Annotated in this window: 20 protein-coding genes; 18 read left to right on the top strand and 2 right to left on the bottom strand. The window is 63.5% G+C overall.

All coding sequences use genetic code 11. From position 1 onward, the window contains the following. Positions 1-68 precede the first annotated feature (68 nt). The 18 genes from RFM52_RS27145 to RFM52_RS27060 all read left to right on the top strand — a co-directional run bounded on the left by RFM52_RS27145 (position 69) and on the right by RFM52_RS27060 (position 19,798). On the top strand, positions 69-1,592 hold the full coding sequence (locus RFM52_RS27145) for a thymidine phosphorylase family protein (protein WP_320298762.1): 1,524 nt from the start codon (positions 69-71) through the stop codon (positions 1,590-1,592). A 27-nt stretch (positions 1,593-1,619) separates the two neighbouring features. Further along, positions 1,620-2,963, top strand: coding sequence for a glucoamylase family protein (locus RFM52_RS27140; protein WP_320298798.1), 1,344 nt, complete (start codon positions 1,620-1,622; stop codon positions 2,961-2,963). Between the two features lie 169 nt (positions 2,964-3,132). Next, positions 3,133-3,693, top strand: a complete 561-nt coding sequence (locus RFM52_RS27135; RefSeq protein ID WP_320298761.1) for a c-type cytochrome — start codon at positions 3,133-3,135, stop codon at positions 3,691-3,693. A gap of 103 nt (positions 3,694-3,796) precedes the next feature. Further along, a complete protein-coding gene (locus RFM52_RS27130; RefSeq protein WP_320298760.1) occupies positions 3,797-4,234 on the top strand; it encodes a rhodanese-like domain-containing protein in 438 nt (145 codons plus the stop codon). Between the two features lie 209 nt (positions 4,235-4,443). Beyond that, positions 4,444-4,656 carry a hypothetical protein gene (locus RFM52_RS27125; RefSeq protein ID WP_320298759.1) on the top strand — a complete coding sequence of 71 codons (213 nt, stop codon included), beginning with the start codon at positions 4,444-4,446 and terminating at the stop codon, positions 4,654-4,656. A 708-nt stretch (positions 4,657-5,364) separates the two neighbouring features. Beyond that, positions 5,365-7,896, top strand: coding sequence for a heavy metal translocating P-type ATPase (locus RFM52_RS27120; RefSeq protein WP_320298758.1), 2,532 nt, complete (start codon positions 5,365-5,367; stop codon positions 7,894-7,896). Then, a complete protein-coding gene (locus tag RFM52_RS27115) occupies positions 7,893-8,270 on the top strand; it encodes a cupredoxin domain-containing protein (protein WP_320298757.1) in 378 nt (125 codons plus the stop codon). The genes RFM52_RS27120 and RFM52_RS27115 overlap by 4 nt, the downstream gene beginning before the upstream one ends. Before the next feature lie 9 nt (positions 8,271-8,279). Further along, positions 8,280-8,537: a DUF2933 domain-containing protein gene (locus tag RFM52_RS27110; protein WP_320298756.1), complete on the top strand. Its 258-nt coding sequence runs from the start codon at positions 8,280-8,282 to the stop codon at positions 8,535-8,537. After that, positions 8,534-9,214, top strand: coding sequence for a methyltransferase family protein (locus RFM52_RS27105; RefSeq protein ID WP_320298755.1), 681 nt, complete (start codon positions 8,534-8,536; stop codon positions 9,212-9,214). Before RFM52_RS27110 ends, RFM52_RS27105 begins: the two co-directional genes overlap by 4 nt. A gap of 4 nt (positions 9,215-9,218) precedes the next feature. Then, a complete protein-coding gene (locus RFM52_RS27100; protein ID WP_320298754.1) occupies positions 9,219-9,683 on the top strand; it encodes a hypothetical protein in 465 nt (154 codons plus the stop codon). A 4-nt stretch (positions 9,684-9,687) separates the two neighbouring features. After that, positions 9,688-10,395, top strand: a complete 708-nt coding sequence (locus tag RFM52_RS27095; protein WP_320298753.1) for an ABC transporter ATP-binding protein — start codon at positions 9,688-9,690, stop codon at positions 10,393-10,395. Between the two features lie 4 nt (positions 10,396-10,399). Beyond that, positions 10,400-12,763 carry an ABC transporter permease gene (locus RFM52_RS27090; protein ID WP_320298752.1) on the top strand — a complete coding sequence of 788 codons (2,364 nt, stop codon included), beginning with the start codon at positions 10,400-10,402 and terminating at the stop codon, positions 12,761-12,763. Positions 12,764-12,768: 5 nt separating this feature from the next. Beyond that, the gene (locus RFM52_RS27085; RefSeq protein WP_320298751.1) at positions 12,769-13,998 is read left to right on the top strand and encodes an efflux RND transporter periplasmic adaptor subunit; all 1,230 of its coding nucleotides are present in this window, start codon (positions 12,769-12,771) and stop codon (positions 13,996-13,998) included. A gap of 212 nt (positions 13,999-14,210) precedes the next feature. Continuing rightward, positions 14,211-16,244 carry a YgiQ family radical SAM protein gene (locus tag RFM52_RS27080; protein WP_320298750.1) on the top strand — a complete coding sequence of 678 codons (2,034 nt, stop codon included), beginning with the start codon at positions 14,211-14,213 and terminating at the stop codon, positions 16,242-16,244. A gap of 249 nt (positions 16,245-16,493) precedes the next feature. Further along, a complete protein-coding gene (locus RFM52_RS27075; protein ID WP_320298797.1) occupies positions 16,494-17,498 on the top strand; it encodes a LacI family DNA-binding transcriptional regulator in 1,005 nt (334 codons plus the stop codon). Positions 17,499-17,570: 72 nt separating this feature from the next. Further along, positions 17,571-18,362 (top strand): 3-methyl-2-oxobutanoate hydroxymethyltransferase, encoded by a 792-nt coding sequence (locus RFM52_RS27070; RefSeq protein WP_320298749.1) that lies wholly within the window; start codon positions 17,571-17,573, stop codon positions 18,360-18,362. Positions 18,363-18,370: 8 nt separating this feature from the next. Further along, on the top strand, positions 18,371-19,381 hold the full coding sequence (locus RFM52_RS27065; protein ID WP_320298748.1) for a sterol desaturase family protein: 1,011 nt from the start codon (positions 18,371-18,373) through the stop codon (positions 19,379-19,381). Positions 19,382-19,471: 90 nt separating this feature from the next. Beyond that, a complete protein-coding gene (locus RFM52_RS27060; RefSeq protein WP_320298747.1) occupies positions 19,472-19,798 on the top strand; it encodes a MocE family 2Fe-2S type ferredoxin in 327 nt (108 codons plus the stop codon). Between the two features lie 132 nt (positions 19,799-19,930). On the opposite strand, the gene RFM52_RS27055 is transcribed toward RFM52_RS27060, so the two are convergent. Together RFM52_RS27055 and RFM52_RS27050 are read right to left on the bottom strand one after the other, a co-directional pair. Then, positions 19,931-21,277: an RsmB/NOP family class I SAM-dependent RNA methyltransferase gene (locus RFM52_RS27055; protein WP_320327884.1), complete on the bottom strand. Its 1,347-nt coding sequence runs from the start codon at positions 21,275-21,277 to the stop codon at positions 19,931-19,933. Between the two features lie 78 nt (positions 21,278-21,355). Then, on the bottom strand, positions 21,356-22,018 hold the full coding sequence (locus tag RFM52_RS27050) for a TetR/AcrR family transcriptional regulator (RefSeq protein WP_320298745.1): 663 nt from the start codon (positions 22,016-22,018) through the stop codon (positions 21,356-21,358). Positions 22,019-22,040 lie beyond the last annotated feature (22 nt).

Genomic DNA, 22,040 nt, shown 5'->3' with positions numbered 1-22,040 from the left:
TCACAGCCGCATCCCTGGATCTCGCAGTCGTGCAGGGTCCCTGAGCACCTGGAGAAAGCGATCGTGCCATGAAGGCGGCAGCGTTAGCACTACAAGAACCGGCTCCGTTGCGCGGTCGGCGTCTCGGCATCCACACGCAACATGAAGCCGTCGTCTTCATGCGGACAGACTGCCACGTATGCCGTTCAGAAGGCCTCACCGCCCATTCGCGCGTGCTCCTCTCGGCTGGCGGCCGCGAGGTCCTTGCGACACTCTACCAAGTATCGTCGGACCTCCTGGCCACCGGCGAAATCGGCTTGTCGGAATCAGCCTGGTCCCGACTGGGCGCCGACGAGGGCGCCGTCATCCACGTGCGGCATCCCGAACCGGTCGAATCCTTCAGCCACGTTCGATCAAGGATGTTCGGCAATCGGCTCGGCGACCAGAATTTCGCGTCAATCCTTTCCGATGTTTCCTCCGGACGCTATTCGGATATCGAGCTGGCCGCCTTCATCACGGGAACGTCGGCATTTCCGCTCGACGAGGCGGAGACCGTCGCTCTGACGCGCTCGATGGTCCAGGTCGGCGAACGGCTGGTTTGGCCTGGCGCAACCGTGGTCGACAAGCATTGCGTCGGCGGGCTACCGGGCAACCGCACGACGCCGATCGTGGTGGCGATCGTTGCCGCCCATGGCCTGACGATGCCGAAGACCTCGTCGCGCGCCATCACCTCGCCAGCAGGCACCGCCGACACCATGGAAACCATGGCGCCGGTCGACCTGAGCATCGAGCAGATCCGTCGCGTGGTTGAAGAAGAGTCGGGCTGCATCGTCTGGGGAGGAGCCGTTCGCCTCAGCCCGGCAGACGATGTCCTGATCCGGGTGGAACGCGCGCTCGATCTCGATTCCGAGGGGCAAATGGTTGCATCGGTGATGTCGAAGAAGATCGCCGCCGGCTCCTCTCATCTGGTTCTCGACCTACCCGTGGGTCCAACGGCCAAGATTCGCAGCGAGGCGGCTGCCGAGGCCCTCTCGAATCGCCTCTCCGTGGTCGCCACGGCGTTCGGGCTAAGAAGCAGGATCGTCCTCACGGATGGAAGCCAACCCGTCGGCCGGGGAATTGGGCCTGCACTGGAAGCCCGCGACGTGCTCCGGGTGCTCCAACGGTCTGCCGACGCACCGATTGACCTGAGGGAGCGGGCCTGCGCGCTCGCAGGAGCGCTCCTCGAACTGGGTGGTCGTGCCCAAACCGGGGAAGGTCAGCAGCTTGCTGCGCGCACGCTCGACGACGGGCGCGCCTGGGCGAAATTCCAGCGCATCTGCGAAGCTCAGGGCGGGATGCGCATTCCGCCGACCGCGTCGCAGCGCTCGCCGATCTGCGCGTCGGGCGCAGGCATCGTCCGGTCGATCGACAACCGAAGGATCGCAAAACTGGCCAAGCTGGCTGGAGCGCCGGACTCGAAAGCTGCCGGGGTGGAGTTGCACGTGCGGCTGGGAGATGCCGTGGCCATCGGCGAGCCCCTGTGCACCGTGCACGCGCAGACGGCAGGCGAGCTTCGCTACGCCTTGGACTACGCGTCGTCGGGAGCCGCCATCTTCGAGATCGGAAACTGAAGGCAAAGCGTGAACGGAGACGCCGCCATGCCCCCACCGACAGGACGTTCCAGGCGAACGCGGCAGAACGCCAGCCTGAACGACCTGCTGCAGTTGCAGCGCGAAACGTTCGACTATTTCCTGGACGAGGCGAATCCTGCCAACGGCCTCATCCGCGACAAGACAGCCGCCGACTGGCCTGCAAGCATCGCTGTGACGGGACTCGCTCTCGCCTGCTACCCAGTCGCCGTCGAGCGCGGGTTCATGTCGCGCCGGGCAGCCGCGGCGCTGACGTTGAGCACGCTGCGCTTCTTCTGGACGAGTCCGCAGGGGCCGGAGCCGGACGGCACCGGATACCGTGGGTTCTACTATCATTTCCTTGATATGCAGACGGGCCGGCGCGCCTGGCGCTGCGAGCTGTCGACGATCGACAGCGCTCTCCTGCTGGCAGGTGCGTTAGCGGCGGCCGCCTATTTCGACGCGGAGGTTGCGGAGGAGCAGGAAATCCGCATGCTTGCCGATGCGCTCTATCGCCGGGCCGACTGGAAATGGGCACAGAACCAGGGCGCGACAGTGACGCACGGCTGGACCCCGGAAGGTGGGTTCATCAAATACCGTTGGGAAGGCTACGACGAGGCCCTGCTTCTTTACATCCTGGGTCTCGGCTCACCGACCCATCCGCTCCCGGAAAGCAGCTACGCGGCCTGGACCTCGACCTATCGCTGGGAGAGCTGTTACGGCTACGACTACCTCTATGCCGGCCCGCTGTTTACCCATCAACTCTCGCATGCCTGGATCGATTTTCGCGGAATTCAGGACGCCTTCATGCGGGAGAAAGGCATCGATTATTTCGAGAACAGCCGCCGCGCAACCTACCTCCAGCAATGCTATGCGACCATGAACCCGCGCAAGTTCGAGGGTTACGGGGAGTGCTGCTGGGGCATCACGGCAAGCGAGGGGCCCGGTCCGGCCACTCTCAGGCTGAACGGCATCGTGCGCGAGTTCTACGACTATGTCGGGCGCGGGGTGCCCTATGGTCCGGATGACGGCACGCTCGCGCCCTGGGCGGTCGCCGCCTCCTTGCCGTTCGCTCCGGAGATCGTCCTGGAGGCGCTCGACTTCTGCATCCATCAGGCCAAGCTGAAAGAGTTCAATAGATACGGCTTCAAGGCCGCCTTCAATCCAACCCATCCAGGAGAGCCCGGCAATCCATACGGGTGGTGGGTGTCGCCATGGCATTTCGGCATCAACCAAGGCCCCATCGTGCTGATGATCGAGAACTACCTGACCGACCTGGTCTGGCGCTTGATGCGCGCCTGTCCGTACGTCGTCACCGGGTTGCGTCGTGCTGGATTCGAGGGCGGCTGGCTGGACCAGAGCCCGCCTGCTTGAGCGCCGCTGAAGCGAACGCTGCCACTCGCCAATATCAGCGAGGCGCGCGGCAGGTAAGATCTGCAGGAAGACTGTTCTTGATCGAAATCAATGCGCATGGTGTCATTGTCGGAAAGGATCATGCGCGAAATCAAGGACGCTGCTGGAAGTCTGTTCGCCGGAGGCTGATATGACACCGAGGCTCAGAGGGTTGCAAGCCGGGATGATATGCGGCGCCCTTAGCATGGTTTCGCCGGTCGCCGCACAGGACGCGTCTCAAGGCTCGTCCATGATGCAAAGCGGACAGATGCCGCACCGGATGATGAGCCCTGGGCTGATAGTGCCCACTATGAATCCATCCAATGGCCGCAAGCTGTTTGCCGAAAAAGGGTGCGTCGTCTGTCATTCCGTTAACGGCATCGGCGGCGGCGACGCGCCGGCATTGGACGCATCGACAATGCCGCCAATGATGAATCCGTTCGAGTTCACGGCACAGATGTGGGCCGGCGCTCCAGCGATGATCGAGATGCAAAAGCAGGAACTCGGCGAGCAGATTGAATTTACGGGGCAGGAACTGGCCGACATAATTGCGTTTGTCCATGACCCTGAGGAGCAAAAGAAGTTCTCGGAGGCCGACATTCCACCAAAGATCGAAAAGCTGATGCAATCAGACGCGGAAGGCGGTCATGAAATGAACCAGATGAAGCAAGGCGACGGTATGAAGATGAACGACGGCCAGTCGCCGCAATAAAAAGCCGCTCATGCGAACATAGGAGGATGGCAGCTTGCGAGCGGCCGGGCTGACCCTATTTGCAACCACAAAACCACTGGAGGCAGCTATGCGGAGCAGGCGATTGACCGGTTTCTTGCTGGCACCGACCGCGATAGCAACACAGATCATGCTTGGGCCTTCGATCTTGGATGGGGCAATCGGCTTCAGCTACCCAGCAGCACTCGCGGCAGAGCAAAATAGCTCCGGGTTTCAAACCATCACGGGCGAGCAGTTAAGTCAGATGCTGTTGCGCAAGGATTTCTTCTTTGTAAACGTCCATATTCCCTATGCGGGGCAGATCGACGGAACAGACGCCTTTATCCCCTACGACAAGATTGCCCAGAATCTTGACAAGCTCCCGGCGGACAAGAGAGCGAAGATCGTGCTGTACTGCCGCAGCGGCCGCATGAGCGAGATCGCCGCAGAGCAGTTGTCGAAACTCGGCTATCTGCATGTGAGTCATCTATCGGGCGGGATGATCGCCTGGCAGGCTTCGGGACGCGCGCTCACAGAACATTAGCTTCATGACGCTGAAAAGCCCGCCGCCTATTGAGAGCGCTGGCGACGGGCTTAATGGTTGCCACTCGAGCGGCTGAATCCCTGAGGAATCGACCACTCGTCCGGATAAGCGCTCGACGGCCTAACTGTTCCCCAGCGCCACTGGGTTTTTCCTTCGCCTATGGCCCGCAACGTGAGATAATCCCAAAGCGGCGTTTGAGGGCGGCGGCAATGCCATTGTCGCGCTACGGTGGTATCTACGGACCCGCCGAACTGGACTTGCTCCAGCGGGTATTTGATCGGTTGTGCGATGAACGCCGACTGGCCAAAAAGGACAGGGAACAGCGGGACCAACTGGCGGCGCAAGTCATCCACGTTTTCGACGACGGGGTCACAGAGGAAGCCGACCTGTTGCGTGTCATGTCCAAACGGCGCAGGGCCTGAGCGCCCCCACGCAAATTCAACCTGAACACTGCCAAGGAGCGCTTCCCTTGCGCGGGCTTGCTTACGGCTCCTTCAACTGGGTCGATCGAATTGACTCACGTCAAAGCGCATTTGGGCTGGGCAAGCGAACATGCGGAATGTGAGAGCTTGGAAGCCCTGCTGTGTGTGGACGATCTTGTCAGATCTGGCAGCCAGACCATCGGACCGCAAGCGGTGCCTTCGGTGCGGTTATGCTCGCCTTCTGGCTTGCTCTTTTCCTGCTGCTAACCCCTTCGGGTCAGGCGCAGGCGCACGAGTTCGGTGCCTTACAAGGTATCTCGTCAGCCAAGATCGTTCCATCTATTGCCGGCTGCCAAGCCGATGGGGCGACGGCGATCGTTATGTCCGCATCTGTTCGGGACGATTCAGGCTGTCATGACGGCGCAGCCCACGCCAATTGCAGTCTGTGCGCGGGTGGACATTGTTTCGCTTGTTCGGCTGCAGTTCTTGCAGCGACATCGGACATTGGCCTTGTACCGGAGCGCTGCGCCCCAGCGTTCCCCGACCAATCAGCCTTCGCGCTGACCAAGCCCGACGAAGCCTTTCGACCTCCTCGTTCCGTCCTCTGACGACCTGCCGGCGGGCGTGCCTGACGCTTGCCGACCGGGCCGTTCTTTGCGCTGGGCCAACGCTGGCTCCGGTTACGGATTTATTTCGAGGAGAAAACTGATGAACATGCGGACTGAAGCCGCAATCCCTGACAGCCAGTCTGGTGGCCTGCCCACCGGGCGCGAGTCGATCACCCTCCGAATCGGCGGAATGACCTGCGCCCACTGCCCGCCAGCGATCGAGAAGGCTGTTCGGGAAGTCACCGGGGTCAAGACGGTCTCGGTAAACCTCGCCACACAGACTGCGAAGGTCGGCTATGACCCAGCGCAGGCGAAGGTCTCGGAAATCCTGCGGGCCATCCGCTCCGTCGGTTACGCCGTCGGCACGGCGACGATGCGCATACCCATCAAGAACATGCATTGCACATCGTGCGCCACGCGCGTCGAGCTGGCGCTAAAGATGACCCCCGGCGTCATCGCTGCCCGCGCCAGCCTCGCGCCCAACGCGGTCGACATAGAGTACCAGCCGGAGCGGACCGATTTCCAGGAACTGAGGCGGTCGATCGAGTCCTCCGGCTACAGGCTCGCCGAGCCGAAGGTGAAACCTACGGACGAGACGCTCGACCCCGCCGAGGCGGCAAATGAGCAGGAATACCGCAGCCTGATGCGGAAGTTCTGGATTGCCGCCGTCATTTCCCTGCCGGTGATGGCGTTCAGCTATCCTGATCTCATTCCGGGACTGCGCGATTGGATGCCCATGGGCAGCGACACGCGCCGGATCGTGTGGGCGCTGCTCGGCGTGCTCAGCCTGCCCGTCCTGCTGTGGTCGGGATCGCAGTTCTTCGTCGGCATGTGGGACGCGCTGAAGCATCGCGCGGCCAACATGCATACGCTGATCGCGATCGGGATCACGGCAGCGTTCCTCTACTCGGTCGTGGCCGTCGCATGGCCAGGGATATTTCCCGACATGGCGCTGGCCGAAGTCTTTTGGGACGTGACCGACGTCGTCGTCGCGCTCGTGGTCCTCGGGCTTGCGCTGGAGATCAAGGCCAAGGGCCGGACCTCGCAGGCGATCAAGAAGCTGATCGGACTGCAGGCCAAGACGGCAAGGGTCGTGCGCGACGGCAAGGAAATCGACTTGCCCGTCGAGGAAGTGCTGGTGAACGACACGGTCATCGTCCGTCCAGGCGAAAAGATCCCGGTCGATGGCAAGGTGAGTGTTGGGTCGAGCGCGGTCGACGAGTCGATGATTACGGGCGAATCCATGCCGGTCGAGAAGCAGACCGGCGACGAGGTCATCGGCGGCACGCTCAACAAGACTGGCAGCTTCCGCTTCACGGCGACCAAGGTTGGCAAGGACACCGCGCTCGCCAGCATCATCCGCATGGTGAAGGACGCTCAGGGGTCAAAAGCACCGATCCAGCGCGTCGTCGATACCGTGTCGGGCTACTTCGTGCCCGCGGTCATGATCGTCGCGATCCTCGCGGCGCTAGTCTGGTACGATTTCGGGCCGGAACCGCGCCTGATCTACGCTACAGTCATCCTGGTCACGACGCTGATCATCGCGTGTCCCTGCGCGCTTGGCCTGGCCACGCCGACCTCGCTCACCGTAGGCATCGGCAAGGGAGCGGAGAACGGCATCCTGATCCGCTCCGGCGACGCGCTGCAGGCGGCCGAGAAGCTAGACGCGGTCATCCTCGACAAGACGGGCACGATTACCAAAGGCGAGCCGGCGCTCACCGACGTCGTCGTCACGCCGGGTCATGAGGAGAACGCCGTCCTGCGGCTCACCGCCTCCCTGGAGCGCGGGTCCGAGCATCCGCTCGCGTCGGCCATTGTCAAAGGCGCCGAGGCTCGCAAGATCGAGCTGGCCGACGCCGAAGGGTTTGCCGCCATCCCAGGCCACGGCGTCAGCGGTCGAATCGACGGCCATGACGTGCTGTTCGGCAACGCCAAGCTTCTGCGCGACCGAGGTGTCCCCGCAGACGCGCTGCTGCCGCAATGGGAGCGCCTCGCCAACGAAGGCAAGACGCCGATGTACGTGGCGGTCGACGGCCGGGCGGCCGGGCTGATTGCCGTTGCCGACACGGTGAAACCGGACTCCCGGGCGGCGATCGAAATCCTGAAAGGACTGGGCATCGAGGTCGTGATGCTCACCGGCGACAACGAGCGCACAGGCCGCGCGATCGCTCGCGAGGTCGGGATCGACCGCGTGCTGGCGGAGGTGCTTCCGGACGACAAGGCGCACGAGGTGCAGAAGCTGCAGCTCGAGGGCAAGTCGGTCGGCATGGTCGGCGATGGCGTCAACGACGCGCCGGCGCTCGCCCAGGCCGATGTCGGCTTCGCCATCGGTACCGGAACCGACGTCGCCATCGAGGCGAGCGACGTGACGCTGATCAAGGGAAGCCTGATGGGCGTCGTCACTGCGATAGAGATCAGCCGGGCGACGATGCGCAACGTCCGGCAGAACCTCGTCGGCGCTTTCGGCTACAACGCGCTCGGCATCCCGGTTGCGGCGGGTGTGCTCTATCCGTTCATAGGGCTTCTGCTCTCTCCCCTCATCGCAGCCGCCGCCATGGCCTTCAGTTCGGTGACCGTCGTCACCAATGCCAACCGTTTGCGCTTCTTTCAGCCGAGGAGGACAGGCTCATGACACCTGACCGTTGGATTGTCACCATCGCCGGAATCGGCCTGGTCGCGTTCATCATCTGGTTCTTCTGGCTCAAGCGTTCGACCGGCGCACGAGCCACCGAAACGAGCGGCGGCTACCAGGAGGCGATGATCCTCGTGAAAGGCGGCTACACGCCCGACACGATCGTCGTCCGCAGCGGCCGCCCGGTCCGGCTGAATTTCCGCCGCGAGGAGACCGCCTCCTGTTCGGACAAGGTGATCTTCCCCGACTTCCAGAAGAGCGCCGATCTGCCGACGGGTGAAACCGTCGCCGTCGAGCTGATGCCCAAGGAACCAGGCGAGTTCGGATTCTCATGCCCCATGGGCATGTTCCGCGGCCGGCTCGTCGTCGAATAGGAGACCAACATGTCGATGCACGACCACTCAGACCACGACCGCCCGCAGGGCTCCTTTCTGACATCCCGGGCAGGCCTCGTCCTGCTGGGATTCCTGGCGATCGGCGGCTTCCTGCTCTTCACGGAGCACCGCGCGCATGTCCTCGGAGCGCTGTTCTATCTGCTGCCCTTCGGCTGCCTCCTCATGCACTTTTTCATGCATGGAGGACACGGCCATGGCGGACACGGCGGTCACCGCAACCAGCCCGACGAAAGGAATCTGCCATGAGCCCCGAGACGCAAGCCTACGGCCTTTGGAGCCTGGTCATCGTCAACTCCGCCGTCTTCATCCTGTTCGCCTACAGTTTCTTCAAGCCGCGGACCGGCCGGGACTGGCGTTCGTTCGGCGCATTCAGCGCATTCCTCGTCGCGCTGTTCGCGGAGATGTACGGCTTTCCGCTGACCATCTATTTTCTGTCGGGCTGGCTGCAGGCCCGCTATCCAGGGATCGACTGGTTCTCGCACGATGCCGGGCACCTGCTCGAAATGATGTTCGGCTGGCGGGTCAATCCGCATTTCGGTCCGTTCCACCTGCTGAGCTTCGTACTCATCGGCGGTGGGTTCTGGCTGATCGCGGGCGCATGGCGGGTTTTATACGACGCGCAGCAGCATCGAGCTCTCGCGACAAGCGGACCCTATAGCTATGTCCGCCACCCGCAATATGTCGGCTTCATCCTGGTGATGCTCGGCTTCCTCGTTCAGTGGCCGACGCTGCTGACATTGGCCATGTTCCCAGTGCTGGTCGCCATGTATGTGAGGCTGGCGCGGGCCGAGGAGCGCGAAGCGATCACCGAGTTCGGCGACGCCTACCGCAAATACATGGCACAGGTACCCGGGTTCGTTCCGAGCTGGAATGGACTGTCCGGCGGTTCGGTGGGCGGTCCCGCCAAGTCGGACGAGACCTAGCGCCATGAAGCAGCACCACCGATCCTGGCCGTTCTCGGCAATCCTGCTCGCCGCCTTCGGAGTGGCGCTCGTCTGCATCGGCGCCTTCTTCATGTTCCTTCGGCCCCCGCTTCTGCCGGAGGACATGCGCTTCATCGGCCTGTCGCTGGAACAGCTTCAGGCGGGGCAGCCGCGTATGGCGTCGTGGCTTGAGCGCGTGTTTCAGGTACTCGGCGGGTATGCCACGGCATCAGGCGTTCTGACGATCACGGTCGCCGCAACGTCGTTCCGGCGACACGAGAGGATTGCCCTTCTGGGCGTGCTGGCTGCCGGAATAGCCTCCATCGGATGGATGGTTGTCGTCAACTTCGTCATAGGCTCCGATTTCCGCTGGATCCTGCTGGCTGTAGCGGGTCTCTGGGCGGCAAGCCTAGGCATGTTCGTGGTCGAGGCCAGGCAAGCGGCCGTGGGCACAGGCGAGACAAGGTAGCACCATGTCGGACGTCGTCTTCACCGCGAAGGACCTCACCAAGACCTATGTTTCGGGCGAGACGCAAGTGCACGCCCTGCGCGGCGTTAATCTGGAAATTTCGGCAGGGGAAGTCGTCGTCTTGCTGGGCCCATCCGGCAGCGGGAAATCAACACTGCTCAACATCATGGGCGGGCTCGATCACGCGACCAGCGGCGAGCTGTCCTTCAAGGACTTGCGGCTGACCGATCTCGACGACCGGGGACTGACATCCTATCGCCGCCGCCATGTCGGTTTCGTGTTCCAATTCTACAATCTGATCCCCAGCCTGACGGCCTACGAAAACGTCGCCCTGGTCACCGAGATCGCCGACGATCCAATGCGTCCCGAGGAAGCTCTCGCTCTCGTCGGGCTGGAGCCGCGCATGCATCATTTTCCGGCGCAGCTGTCCGGCGGCGAGCAGCAGCGCGTCGCCATCGCCCGCGCGATCGCCAAGCGCCCGGAGGTGCTGCTCTGCGACGAGCCGACGGGCGCGCTCGACTCCAGGACGGGCGTTCGGGTGATCGATGCGCTGATGAAGGTCAATGCCGAACTCGGCACGACCACCGTTATCATCACCCACAACGCCATCATCCAGGAAGTCGCGCACCGGGTCCTGTTCTTCAGCGACGGGCAGATATCGAAGGCCGTCACCAACGAGGCCCGGCGCGCTGTCGCCGAGCTGCAGTGGTGAAAGCATGCGCGTGCTCGACATAAAGCTCTTGCGTGACCTCGTCCGCCTTTGGGCACAGGCACTCGCTATCGCGCTCGTGGTGGGCGGCGGGGTGGCCACGCTTCTGCTCGCCGTCGGCTCCTACCGTTCTCTCGACGAGACGAGGACCGCCTATTACGAACGCTATCGCTTTGCCGATGTCTTCGCCACGGTGCGGCGGGCGCCAAAGACGCTGGTCGACCGGATCGCCGAAATTCCCGGCGTGGCTGCCGTCGATGCACGCATCGCGCAGTTGGCGCTTCTCGACATACCGGACCAGACCGCACCGGCTACTGGAATGGTCGTTTCGCTGCCCGAAATCGGCGAGCCGGTGCTCAACCGGCTCTACATGCGCGCCGGCCGCACGCCCGACCCGAACCGGGAAGACGAGGTCGTCGTCAACGAGAACTTCGCCGAAGCGCACCGGTTCGCGCTGGGCTCAAGCTTCGCGGCTCTTCTCAATGGCCGCAAGCGCGACCTGACAATCGTCGGCATCGCCCTGTCTCCCGAATATATTTACGCCGTCGGCCCTGGCGACATCATGCCCGACGGCCGCCGCTACGGCGTCATCTGGATGTCCGAACGGGCCCTAGCCAGCGCCTACGATCTGCAAGACGCCTTCTCTTCCGTGTCGCTGAAGCTGCTGCCAGGAACGTCGGAGGGCGAGGCGATGACGCGTCTTGACGACCTGCTGGCTCGCTATGGCGGGCGAGCTGCCTACGGGCGCAAGGACCAGACATCGCACGCCTGGCTCGATCATGAGCTCGACATGCTCAACAACATGAGCCGCACGCTGCCGCCGATCTTCCTGCTGGTCTCGGCCTTCCTCGTGAACCTTACGCTGAGCCGCCTCGTTTCGCTCGAGCGCGAACAGATCGGTCTCCTGAAGGCGCTCGGCTACCGCAACGCCAGCATCGTCCTGCACTACCTGAAGTTTGTGGGCATCATCACCGCGGTCGGCATTGTCATCGGCGGCGTGGTCGGCACGTGGCTCGGCAGCTATGTGACCGGGATATTCGCAGACTTTTTCCGCTTTCCTTTTCTCCTGTTCACCAAGAGTCCCGATCTCTACGTCGCAGCAGCGGGATTGAGCTTGCTTGCGGCGGCAGTCGGCGCGCTGCGAGCCTTGCGCGAAGTCGTCAATCTGGCTCCTGCCGTCGCCATGCAGCCGCCGGCTCCGCCGGTTTTCCATCGAACACTGCCGTTGAGCCTCAGCCTGGCTGGCCTTGTCTCGCAGCCAACGAGAATGATGCTGCGCAACATCGCGCGCCATCCAATTCGCTCCTCTTTCACCGCGCTCGGCATGTCGCTGGCGACGGCAATCCTGATCGTGTCGCTCTTCACGAGGGGCACGATGGAGCAACTCATCGACGTCACGTACTTTCTTGCGGATCGTCAGGACGCGACCGTGAGCTTTTTTCAGAACCGTCCTCAGGAAGTAGCCTTCCAGATCGCGAGACTTCCCGGGATCTTGAGCGCAGAACCCTATCGGGAAATCCCAGTCCGCATTCGCAACGGCCATGTCGAGCGCCGCATCATGATCCGCGCTAGGCCGCAGAATGCGGAGCTTAACCGCATCATCGATGCCGACCTGAACCGTGTCGTCCTGCCGGAATCGGGCCTCGCGATCTCGGACAAGCTGGCCAGCATCCTGAAGGTGCGGGTTGGCGACACCGTCGAAGTCGATCTGCTCGACGGCGAGCGCCGGACGGTCTCGCTTCCGATTGCCGCGCTGGTCGAGGACTATCTCGGCATTCGCGGCATGATGGATCAGGAAGCGCTCAGCAAGCTTCTGCGCGAAGCGCCGATGGCGAATGGCGTCAGCGTCAGCCTGGACAGAAACCGGCGGGATGAGTTCTACACAGCCGTCAAGGCCTTGCCAGTCGTGAGCAGCCTGGCTCTGCAGACGGCGTCCCTCGCCACTTTCCGTGACGCTGTGGCAATTCTGGTCACGACCATGTCCAGCATCTACACGGGGCTCGCGGCCGTCATCGCGTTCGGCGTGGTTTATAACAACGCCCGCGTTTCCCTGTCTGAGCGAGCCAGGGAGCTGGCGAGCCTGCGAGTCCTCGGCTTCACCTCTGGCGAGGTGCTGCGCATCCTGCTGCTCGAACTCGCGCTGTTGACCCTGGTCGCGCAGCCGCCTGGCTGGGCGATCGGTTACGGTCTGGCCTGGATCATGAAGACGAACCTGGCTGGGGAACTCATGCGGGTGCGCTTGGTGGTCGAGCCCGCAACCTACGTTTTCGCCAGCGCCATCGTCGTTACGGCGGCTCTGCTCTCGGCGCTGATCGTTCGCAGGCGAGTCAATCAACTCGACCTCGTTGCCGTTCTCAAGACGCGGGATTGAAGACCATGCGTAGCAAATCGATGACCAATTGGCTGAAAAGATTAGGCGGCATCGCGGCCTTTGGCCTGATCGCCGCAGCGGCGGTCTGGTTTGCATGGCCGCAGCCGATCCCAGTCGATCTGGCGACGGTGGCCAAGGGCCCAATGGAGGTCGCGGTCGACGATGAGGCCAAGACCCAGGTGCGGCACCTCTATACAGTGTCGGCGCCGGTTGCCGGTAAGGTTCTCAGAATTTCACCGCCGCGTCACGTCGGCGATCAGGTCACCAAGGACGAAACCGTGATGGCGGTGATGCAGCCGACCATCCCCAGCTTTCATGATGTGCGCACGCACGAGGAACTGCTGGCGGCGCTCAGCGCGGCCGAAGCGGCGGTGATCTTCGCGGAAGCGGACGTGAGGCGGCTAGAGGCGGCGCTCGCGTATTCGCGTACAGAACTCGATCGTGCGGAAAAGCTCGCCAAGACCGGAGCGATATCGCAAGGGGATCTCGACAAGGCGAAGTTCGAACTCGACACCGACGAGGCAGCCCTGGCGAGCGCGAAGGCGCAGGTCGAAGTCCGACGCAACGAACGGGCGATGGTCCAGGCGCGGCTCGGCCAGCCTGTCGACGACGTTACGCAATCGGATCCGGCCTGCTGCATCCAGCTTCGTGCGCCGGTGAGCGGCCGCATCCTGAGGATCGTTCAGGAGAGTGAGGGCATGGTGCAGCCGGGCGCGCCGCTTGTAGAGATCGGCGACCCGCTCGATCTGCAAGTGGTTGCGGACCTGCTCTCGACCGATGCGGTCCAGATCAAACCCGGTGCCCCTGTCCTGATCGACGGCTGGGGTGGGCCTGCACTTCAAGGCTCGGTGACGCGTGTTGACCCTGCCGGCTTCCTCAAGGTCTCCGCCCTCGGGATCGAGGAGCAGCGTGTCCATACTGAGATCAATATCGTCGACCCTCCCGAAAAATGGGCGCAGCTCGGGCACGACTATCGTGTGATCGTGCATGTGACGAGCTGGCGGGACGACAATGTCGTCACCGTTCCGGTGGCGGCCCTGTTTCGAAAGGGTGATGACTGGGCCGTGTATCTCCTCGAGAACGGACGAGCGCGCACGACCGTGGTCAAGATCGGTCACCGGAACAACAGGGTGGCCGAGGTCGAGTCGGGCCTGTCGGAAGGCGACCGGGTTGTCCTGCACCCGAGCGACCGTGTGGGCGACGGCGTAGCCTTACGTGAGCGGAACGCGGAATAGACCACAGCTCTTTCGCCCCTAGTCTAGCCTGCGATCGATCGCGCCGCCCATGGCGGTTCCAACGCCCTGCGAAGCCCCCCGTGATCTGCAGGCGCTATTTGCACAATTTGGATTCCGCCTCCGGTACCATACTTTCAAGCTGCCCAACTCTTTCCGCGGCCCAAATCGAGCTTAATTGAATTCGCTTTGGCGGCGGCCTATACGTCGAGGCCATGGAAACCATAGCCAGCGCCCAAAAACAAATCATTCCGCTGTCCGGCAGCAAGCCTCGTGCCGGACGGGCAGCGCCGTTCCTGCCGATGAGCCGCGCCGAGATGACGGCGCTCGGCTGGGACGAATGCGACATCGTGCTCGTCACGGGCGACGCCTATGTGGATCATCCGAGCTTCGGCATGGCGATCATCGGCCGTCTGCTCGAATCCCAGGGTTTTCGCGTCGGCATCATCTCGCAGCCCGACTGGCAGTCGGCGGAGCCGTTCAAGGCGCTGGGCAGGCCCAGACTGTTCTTCGGCATCACCGGGGGCAACCTCGATTCCATGGTCAACCGCTATACGTCGGACCGCAAGCTGCGCCATGACGACGCCTATACGGCGGGCGGTGAAGGCGGCAAGCGGCCGGACCGCTGCACGATCGTCTATACGCAGCGCTGCCGCGAGGCCTACAAGGACGTGCCGATCGTGCTGGGCGGCATCGAAGCCTCGCTGCGCCGCATCGCCCATTACGACTACTGGTCCGACAAGGTGCGCCGTTCGATCCTGGCCGATGCCAAAGCCGACCTCTTGATCTACGGCAATGCCGAGCGCGCCGTCGTCGAGGTGGCGAACCGGCTTGCGGCCGGCGACACGCCACGCCAACTCGATTCGATCAGGGGCGTCGCCTTGTTCCGCCGCGTGCCCGAGCACTTCACGGAGCTCCATGCCGACGATCTCGATTCCGCCGACGAGGGCGCGAGCCGCAAGCCCGGCGACACCGTGATCCGGCTGCCATCCTTCGAACAGGTCGAGGACGATCGCGACGCCTATGCCCGCGCTTCGCGCGTGCTGCACCGCGAGGCCAACCCCGGCAATGCCCGCCCGCTGGTCCAGCGCCACGGCGACCGCGACCTGTGGCTCAACCCGCCGCCCATCCCGCTGACCTCCGACGAGATGGACGCCGTCTACGACCTGCCCTACGCGCGCGCCCCGCATCCGTCCTATGGCGATGCCAAGATCCCCGCCTGGGACATGATCAAGTTCTCGGTGACGGTGATGCGCGGCTGCTTCGGCGGCTGCACGTTCTGCTCGATCACCGAGCACGAAGGCCGCATCATCCAGAACCGCTCCGAGGGCTCGATCCTGCGCGAGATCGAGAAGATCCGCGACAAGACGCCGGGCTTCACCGGCGTGATCTCCGATATCGGCGGGCCGACCGCCAACATGTACCGGATGGCCTGCAAGGACCCCAAGATCGAGGCGGCCTGCCGCCTGCCGTCCTGCGTGTTTCCCGACATCTGCCCCAACCTCAACACCTCGCATGACGACCTGATCCGGCTCTACCGCAAGGTCCGCGAGGTCAAGGGCGTCAAGAAGGTGATGGTCGCCTCCGGCGTGCGTTACGACCTGGCGGTCAAGAGCCCCGAATATGTCAAGGAACTGGTGACCCACCACGTCGGCGGCTACCTCAAGATCGCGCCCGAGCACACCGAGCGCGGGCCGCTCGACAAGATGATGAAGCCCGGCATCGGCACCTACGACCGCTTCAAGGAGATGTTCGACGCAGCGGCCAAGGAAGCCGGCAAGAAATACTATCTCATTCCGTATTTCATCGCCGCCCATCCCGGCACGACCGACGAGGACATGCTGCAGCTGGCGCTCTGGCTGAAGAAGAACCGCTACCGCGCCGACCAGGTGCAGACCTTCCTGCCTTCGCCCATGGCCACGGCGACGGCGATGTACCATACCGGCGTCAACACGCTGAAGGGCGTGCGGCGCGGCGCGACCGACAAGGTCGAGACCGTGCGCGGCGGACGGCAGCGCCGGCTGCACAAGGCATTCCTGCGCTACCACGACCCCGACAATTGGCCGCTGCTGCGCGATGCCCTGAAGGAGATGGGGCGCACCGACCTCATCGGCCCTCGCCCCGACCAGCTCGTGCCCGCCCACCAGCCGCCCGGAACCGGCAAGGCCGCCGCCACCAAGCGCCCCATGCGCCCGATCGGCAAAGGGCAGCGGTTCACCACCAAGGGCGTGCCGTTTCCAAAGAAGTGAGCCGTTAGGGGCCGGTGATCTCCCTGCAACGCTCCCTCAGCATAGCTGTCCGGCTGGGTGGCGATCCGAGCCACAAGCAGATCCGATTTCGTAGGCAGCTAGGCGGCCGTTACCGCCCCCGAAAGCCGACGTTTTGGCCGACTATGCTGAGGGTCGCACACGCGCATTCGATGCCGAAGGGAGGCACATGTCTTGGAAAAAGCATGTGCAGCCGGCTAGGCTCCGGCGTACGGACAGCGGAGGATCAAGATTCCTAAGCCCACCTTCCTTGAGATTGCGCGGCGGGCCGGTGTTGGCACGGCCACGGTCGAGCGTGTCCTGAACGACAGGGGCGGAGTGCGGCCGCAGACCGTCGAGAAGGTGGTCGCGGCGGCGCGTTCGCTCGATTATCCGCGCCGACTGCCGGAGGCGCATCGCGGCGTCATTCGCATCGAGGTGATACTGGTCAGGCCGGACGCGACCTTCTTCGCCCGTCTTTCCGATGCCTTCGAGCGCATCGCCGCGACGCTCGACCGCTCGATCGCCGTGCACCGTACCTTTCTCGACGAGGCGAAGCCGGCGGCGATCGCCAAACGCATCCTGGAACCCGATCTGCGCCGCGCGGCGCTCATTCTCGCCGTGCCCGACCATCCGCTGGTCAGCGACGCCTTGCGGAAACTCGAGGCGGAGAACATTCCGACGGTGCAGATCGTCACCCAGATCTCCCGTACCAAGAGCACCTATGTCGGCATTGACAATTACGCCGCTGGCCGCATGGCGGGGCTACTCATGGCCAAGATGCAGCGGCGGCCGGGCAAGGTGATCGCGATCTGCCATAGTCAGATCTACCGCGTGCACCGCGACCGCGTGCGCGGCTTCTTCGATTACCTGATCGAGGAAGGCAAGGACTTCGAGCCGGTCGCGGCCCTTTTCGGCTTCGACGACGGCAACCGTAATGCCGAGCAGTTGCACGAGGCGTTGAAACGCTGGCCCGACCTTGCCGGCCTCTACAATGCCGGCGGCGCCAACACCGCTCTGAACAAGGTGTTGCGCAAGCACGGCAGAGGCCGCGATATCTTCTTCGTCGGCCATGAACTCACCGAGCGCAGCACCAAGGCCTTGCGCGAGGGGACGATGGATGTCGTGCTCGACCAGGCGCCAGACGCGCAAGCGCGCCGCGCCATTGACCTGGTGCTCGCCGCGCTCAACCTGCATGACTTGCCCGTCGGAAACCCGCCGATCCGCTTCATCACCTTCACGGCCGAAAACGTTTGATCTGATTTGATCAAGGAACAAGCGGCGCCAGCGAGCACGCGGTGCTATCCCTTGCGAAACGGGAGGATGACAGTGGCAAGGCGGCTGACGACATACGACCTGCAGAGCGCCAAAGGCAGCCGTAAATGGCTGCAGCTCCATGTCGACACGCCGGCCGAGGCCGCTGCCGCAGCGGCATGCGATATCGTCATCCTCTCCTGCGAGCCCGATCACAATCTGGAAGCCATCCGCCAGGCGGCACCTTACGCGTTCCTCTCCGTCGGCATGCCGCATGGCGCGGTCGCCTCGCCTGAGGAGGCCGTGCGGTTGGGCTTCGCTATGATGAAGCGCGGCGCCGATGCGGTCTATTCATCACACTCGCCGCGCTTTATCGAGGCAATGGCGGCGGAAGGCATTCCCGTCACCGGCCACGTCGGCCTGGTGCCTAACCGCGCCACCTGGACGAATTTCCGCGCCATCGGCCGCACCGCCGAGGAAGCGCTCAACGTACTGCGCGCGGCGAAGGACCTCGAGAATGCGGGCGCCGCCTGCATCGAGGTCGAGGTCGTACCGGTGCGACTCGCGGATCACATCACGCGCTCGACCCCGCTGATCACCATGGGCATGGGTTGCGGCAGCGCCTGCGACACGCAATACCTGTTCTCCTGCGATGTGCTGGGTACCCACACCGGCCACTATCCGCGCCACGCAAAGCGCTATGCCGACTTCGTCACGCTGGAGGCCGAGCTGCAGGAAAAGCGCATCAGCGCCTTCCGCGCCTTTGGCCGCGACGTCGCCGAAGGCAGCTATCCCGAAGCGAAGCACCAGGTGGACATGGACGATGCCGCCTATGACCGCTTCCTCACCCTCTCTCAGTCCTTGTGAGGCTCATCATGGATGACCTGCAATTCGGCACACGCAACAAAAGGGGCGACTGGGCTCCTAACGAACCGGCCGGCACCGCGCCGCTGTTCGTCTTCCCGCCGCGTCCGCTGGCGGTGCTGAAATGGCTGCCGAGCTATCTCCTGCCCTATAATCTGCTTTTCGCCGTCTCGGCGGTGGCATGGTGGCGCTTCGTGCTGCCCGACGTCGAGGTGATGAAGACGCTCTCCGCCGGCTGGATCCTGCGCCTGTTCATCGTCAACTGCGTGGCGCTGCTCGTCTTCTTCGGCGCCTTCGAGCTTCGACTGTACATTTTGAGAGCCCAGGGCAACCGTTTCAAATACAACGGCAAATGGCCCTCGGAACAGAAGAACAAGGCCTTCTTCTTCCAGAACCAAAACATCGACAACATGCTGCGCACCTTCGGCACCGGCATGCCGATCTGGACGGCGATCGAGGTGGCGATCCTCTACGCTTACGCCAATGGCTATGTGCCGTGGCTGACCTTCGCGGAGCATCCGGTCTACCTGTTCTGCCTGGCGCTGGTGGTGCCGATCATCCACGAAACGCATTTCTTCCTGCTGCACCGGGCGATCCATTGGGGTCCGCTCTACAAATGGGTGCATTCGGTGCACCACAATTCGGTCAACCCGTCGCCCTGGTCGTCGCTGTCGATGCACCCGGTGGAGCAGCTCGGCTATCTTGGCGTCGCTTTCTGGCACCTGATCATCCCGTCGAACCCGCTCTTGGCGCTCTACCAGCTCCATTATGCCGGCTTCGGCGCCATTCCCGGCCATGTCGGCTTCGACAAGATCGAGCTTACGGAAGACACGTCGGTCGATAGCCACGCCTATATCCACTACCTCCACCACAAGCATTTCGAGGTGAATTACGGCGACGGCCTCATCCCGTTCGACCGCTGGTTCGGCACCTTCCACGACGGCAGCAAGGAAGCCGCCGCGCGCATGGACGCCCGCTACGAGAAGAAGAAGGCCCGCGCCAATGCGGCGGCCATCAAATGACATCTGCACGCACAGCCGCTTGCGGGGCCTCCGGGCGGCTATGAAGGCTATGCGGAGGTGCGCCGCGATCGAATTTTACGGATGGGAAAAATGACCGATTGGATCAGGGCTTGCGGCCTCAATGACATCGAACAGGAGGGAGCCCGACGTTTCGACCATAAAGGCCGGACCTACGCCGTCTTCCGCTCGCCCAACGACGAGGTGTTCTGCACTGACGGCCTGTGCACGCATGAGGCCGTCCATATCGCCGATGGGCTGGTCATGGACTACGAGGTCGAATGCCCGAAACATGCTGGCGCCTTCGACTACCGCACCGGCGCGGCCACGCGCCTACCGCCCTGCATAAATCTGCGAACCTATCCTGCAAAGGTGGAAGGCGGCTCTGTCCTGGTTGCGATGCCGGTGGCAGCTGTCTGAAGACTTCGCGGACCGATCGACTTGCGCCTGACTGCCTTGGGTCAGTTCGCTGGTAAGCAAGCGGCGTGCCTCATCGTCTCTGGCTATTTATACCTCAAGCTGCCGGCCCGCTATTGGCCCCATTCGGGTGGGTCATTCAGGAAATGGATCGCGAATGGCTGTGGGCGGCCCGCCTGGGCGTGGACCTTCTCGCTGCATGACGGCGGCGAAGAAGCCGTCGGTGCCGTTGCGCGCGGGCGTCAGCGACAGGTAGTCGGAATGGGCTGAATTCGTCAGTTGCGGCGCGGCCTCGTTGAGCGGCACGGCGCGAAAAGCGGGATGCGCCGCCAGGAAAGCGGCCACCTGCTCCTCATTCTCCTCCGACAACATGGAGCATGTCGCGTAGACCAGCCGTCCGCCAGGCTTCACCAGACGCGCCGCGCTGGCCAGGATCCGGGCTTGCAGCGACACGAGACTGTCCAGGCCCTGCTCCTCCGGCGCGCGCCAGCGTGCGTCGGGATTGCGTCGCCACGTGCCGGTGCCGCTGCATGGCGCATCGACCAGCACGCGATCGAAACCACCCTTGTGGCGCTTGACCCAGCGGTCAGTCTCGCTGGCTAGGAACCGGGTCTCGATATTGTGCAGTCCTGCCCGGCGAAAGCGCTCGGCGCCTCGCTTCAAGCGGCCGTCCATCACATCGCAGGCGACAATATGGCCCTTGTTGTTCATCTGCGCGGCGATGGCCAGCGTCTTGCCGCCGGCTCCGGCGCAGAAATCGACCACGCGCTCGCCCGGCCGGGCATCGACCAGCATGGCGACGAGCTGCGAGCCCTCATCCTGGATCTCGACCTCACCGGTTCTGAGCATCGGCAGGCTGGCCAGCGAGGGGCGTTCATCCACGCGAATGCCGTAGGGAGCCATGGCTGACGCCTGTGCCCGCAAGCCGTGATCTCTCAACGCGCCAAGCATGGCCTCGCGCGTCGACTTGATCGGATTGACGCGCAAGTCGAGCGGCGCCGGCGTCAGATGCGCTGCCATCTCTTGCCCAAACGCTTCCCTGAAACGGCGCCGCAACGGATCGACCGCCCAGGACGGACATTCGAGGCGCACCTCTTCCGGCATGCCGGGATGGTCGATCGTGGATCCCTGCAATTTGACCAGCAGCGCGTGCTCGTGATCCGTCAGCATGGCGGGCGCGAATTTCGCGCCATTGAACAAGCGTTCGATCTGATCAGGCGTCTTGCCTTCCTTCAGCGCCAGCCATGCGAGCAGCCGCTTGCGGGGCACATCCTCGCGCCCGTGTCTCGCCAGCCACCAGCCGAGCCGTGCATGGTGCCGCAGGAGCGCATAGTGCACCTCCAGGATATAACCACGGTCCTTGTCGCCGATGTAACGGCGGGCGCGAAACCAGGCCGAGACGACAGCATCCGCGGGGCGCGGAGCACTATCGACTTCATGCATAAGTTCGAGGGCGGCTTGCAGACGGATGGCAGGGGTCACGGAACGACGATCAGGCTGAAAACGCCTATATAGTCGACAGGGCTGCTCCTGACCATTGATCGCGGATGGCGGGACTGCTCAGCCAGGACGCCTCGGCAGCATTTTTTTGGCGAAGGCCTCCACCTCGCCTTCGCGAGGCGCTTCGCCCGTATGCGTGAGCAAATAAGCCGGCGTCAGGAAGAGACGGTTGCTTACCGGCTCGACGATCTCTAGCGAGTAATAGCCGATCTGCGTGAAGTAAAGCACGCGCGCGCGCACGAACGCTTCCGTGGCTTCGTAGCCATGGCGTGAAAACATCGCCCGGATGGCTTCGACGCGCGCGTCGTCCTCCTCGGTCACGACCCGGTGCACGTCGGCGGACTGGCGCGACCAGGCGCGCACGGCGAAGTCCAGCCGCGGATTGAAGAGCGATTCGTCGAGCCAGCACTCAAAGATATTGAGCACGGCCTGCGTGATCGACGCGGCCGGCCGGCCGGCCTGCTCGACGATGAAACGGGTGTTGTTGTTGCGCCAGTAATCCAGCAGCTGGTCGAGCAGGTCCTGACGGCTCTTGAAGTACCAGTAGAAACTGGAACGGGAGACATTCAGCTTCTGCCCGAGCGCAAGCACGCGCACCGCCTCGACGCCCTCGGAGATCAATGTCTCCAGCGCGAGGTTCATCCAGTCCTCGCGCGTCACCTTGGTGTTGCCGATCAGACCGGACCGCCGCACGACTTCATCAGCACTGGAATCGGAGAGCATAGCGGACCGGCCAAGATTGAAC

The organism is Mesorhizobium humile (genome assembly GCF_033977215.1).
Taxonomy (GTDB): domain Bacteria; phylum Pseudomonadota; class Alphaproteobacteria; order Rhizobiales; family Rhizobiaceae; genus Mesorhizobium; species Mesorhizobium humile.
The sequence above is the reverse complement of the archived record's forward strand: the minus strand, read 5'-3'. Positions and strand labels throughout refer to the sequence as shown.

Bases quoted from the DNA above. Each gene is read 5' to 3' on its own strand.
- RFM52_RS27080 (WP_320298750.1), top strand. From the start codon at position 14,211: ATGGAAACCATAGCCAGCGCCCAAAAACAAATCATTCCGCTGTCCGGC.
- RFM52_RS27095 (WP_320298753.1), top strand. From the start codon at position 9,688: ATGTCGGACGTCGTCTTCACCGCGAAGGACCTCACCAAGACCTATGTT.
- RFM52_RS27105 (WP_320298755.1), top strand. From the start codon at position 8,534: ATGAGCCCCGAGACGCAAGCCTACGGCCTTTGGAGCCTGGTCATCGTC.
- RFM52_RS27060 (WP_320298747.1), top strand. From the start codon at position 19,472: ATGACCGATTGGATCAGGGCTTGCGGCCTCAATGACATCGAACAGGAG.
- RFM52_RS27115 (WP_320298757.1), top strand. From the start codon at position 7,893: ATGACACCTGACCGTTGGATTGTCACCATCGCCGGAATCGGCCTGGTC.
- RFM52_RS27120 (WP_320298758.1), top strand. From the start codon at position 5,365: ATGAACATGCGGACTGAAGCCGCAATCCCTGACAGCCAGTCTGGTGGC.
- RFM52_RS27135 (WP_320298761.1), top strand. From the start codon at position 3,133: ATGACACCGAGGCTCAGAGGGTTGCAAGCCGGGATGATATGCGGCGCC.
- RFM52_RS27140 (WP_320298798.1), top strand. From the start codon at position 1,620: ATGCCCCCACCGACAGGACGTTCCAGGCGAACGCGGCAGAACGCCAGC.
- RFM52_RS27065 (WP_320298748.1), top strand. From the start codon at position 18,371: ATGGATGACCTGCAATTCGGCACACGCAACAAAAGGGGCGACTGGGCT.
- RFM52_RS27050 (WP_320298745.1), bottom strand. From the start codon at position 22,018: ATGCTCTCCGATTCCAGTGCTGATGAAGTCGTGCGGCGGTCCGGTCTG.
- RFM52_RS27085 (WP_320298751.1), top strand. From the start codon at position 12,769: ATGCGTAGCAAATCGATGACCAATTGGCTGAAAAGATTAGGCGGCATC.
- RFM52_RS27110 (WP_320298756.1), top strand. From the start codon at position 8,280: ATGTCGATGCACGACCACTCAGACCACGACCGCCCGCAGGGCTCCTTT.
- RFM52_RS27090 (WP_320298752.1), top strand. From the start codon at position 10,400: ATGCGCGTGCTCGACATAAAGCTCTTGCGTGACCTCGTCCGCCTTTGG.
- RFM52_RS27125 (WP_320298759.1), top strand. From the start codon at position 4,444: ATGCCATTGTCGCGCTACGGTGGTATCTACGGACCCGCCGAACTGGAC.
- RFM52_RS27145 (WP_320298762.1), top strand. From the start codon at position 69: ATGAAGGCGGCAGCGTTAGCACTACAAGAACCGGCTCCGTTGCGCGGT.
- RFM52_RS27100 (WP_320298754.1), top strand. From the start codon at position 9,219: ATGAAGCAGCACCACCGATCCTGGCCGTTCTCGGCAATCCTGCTCGCC.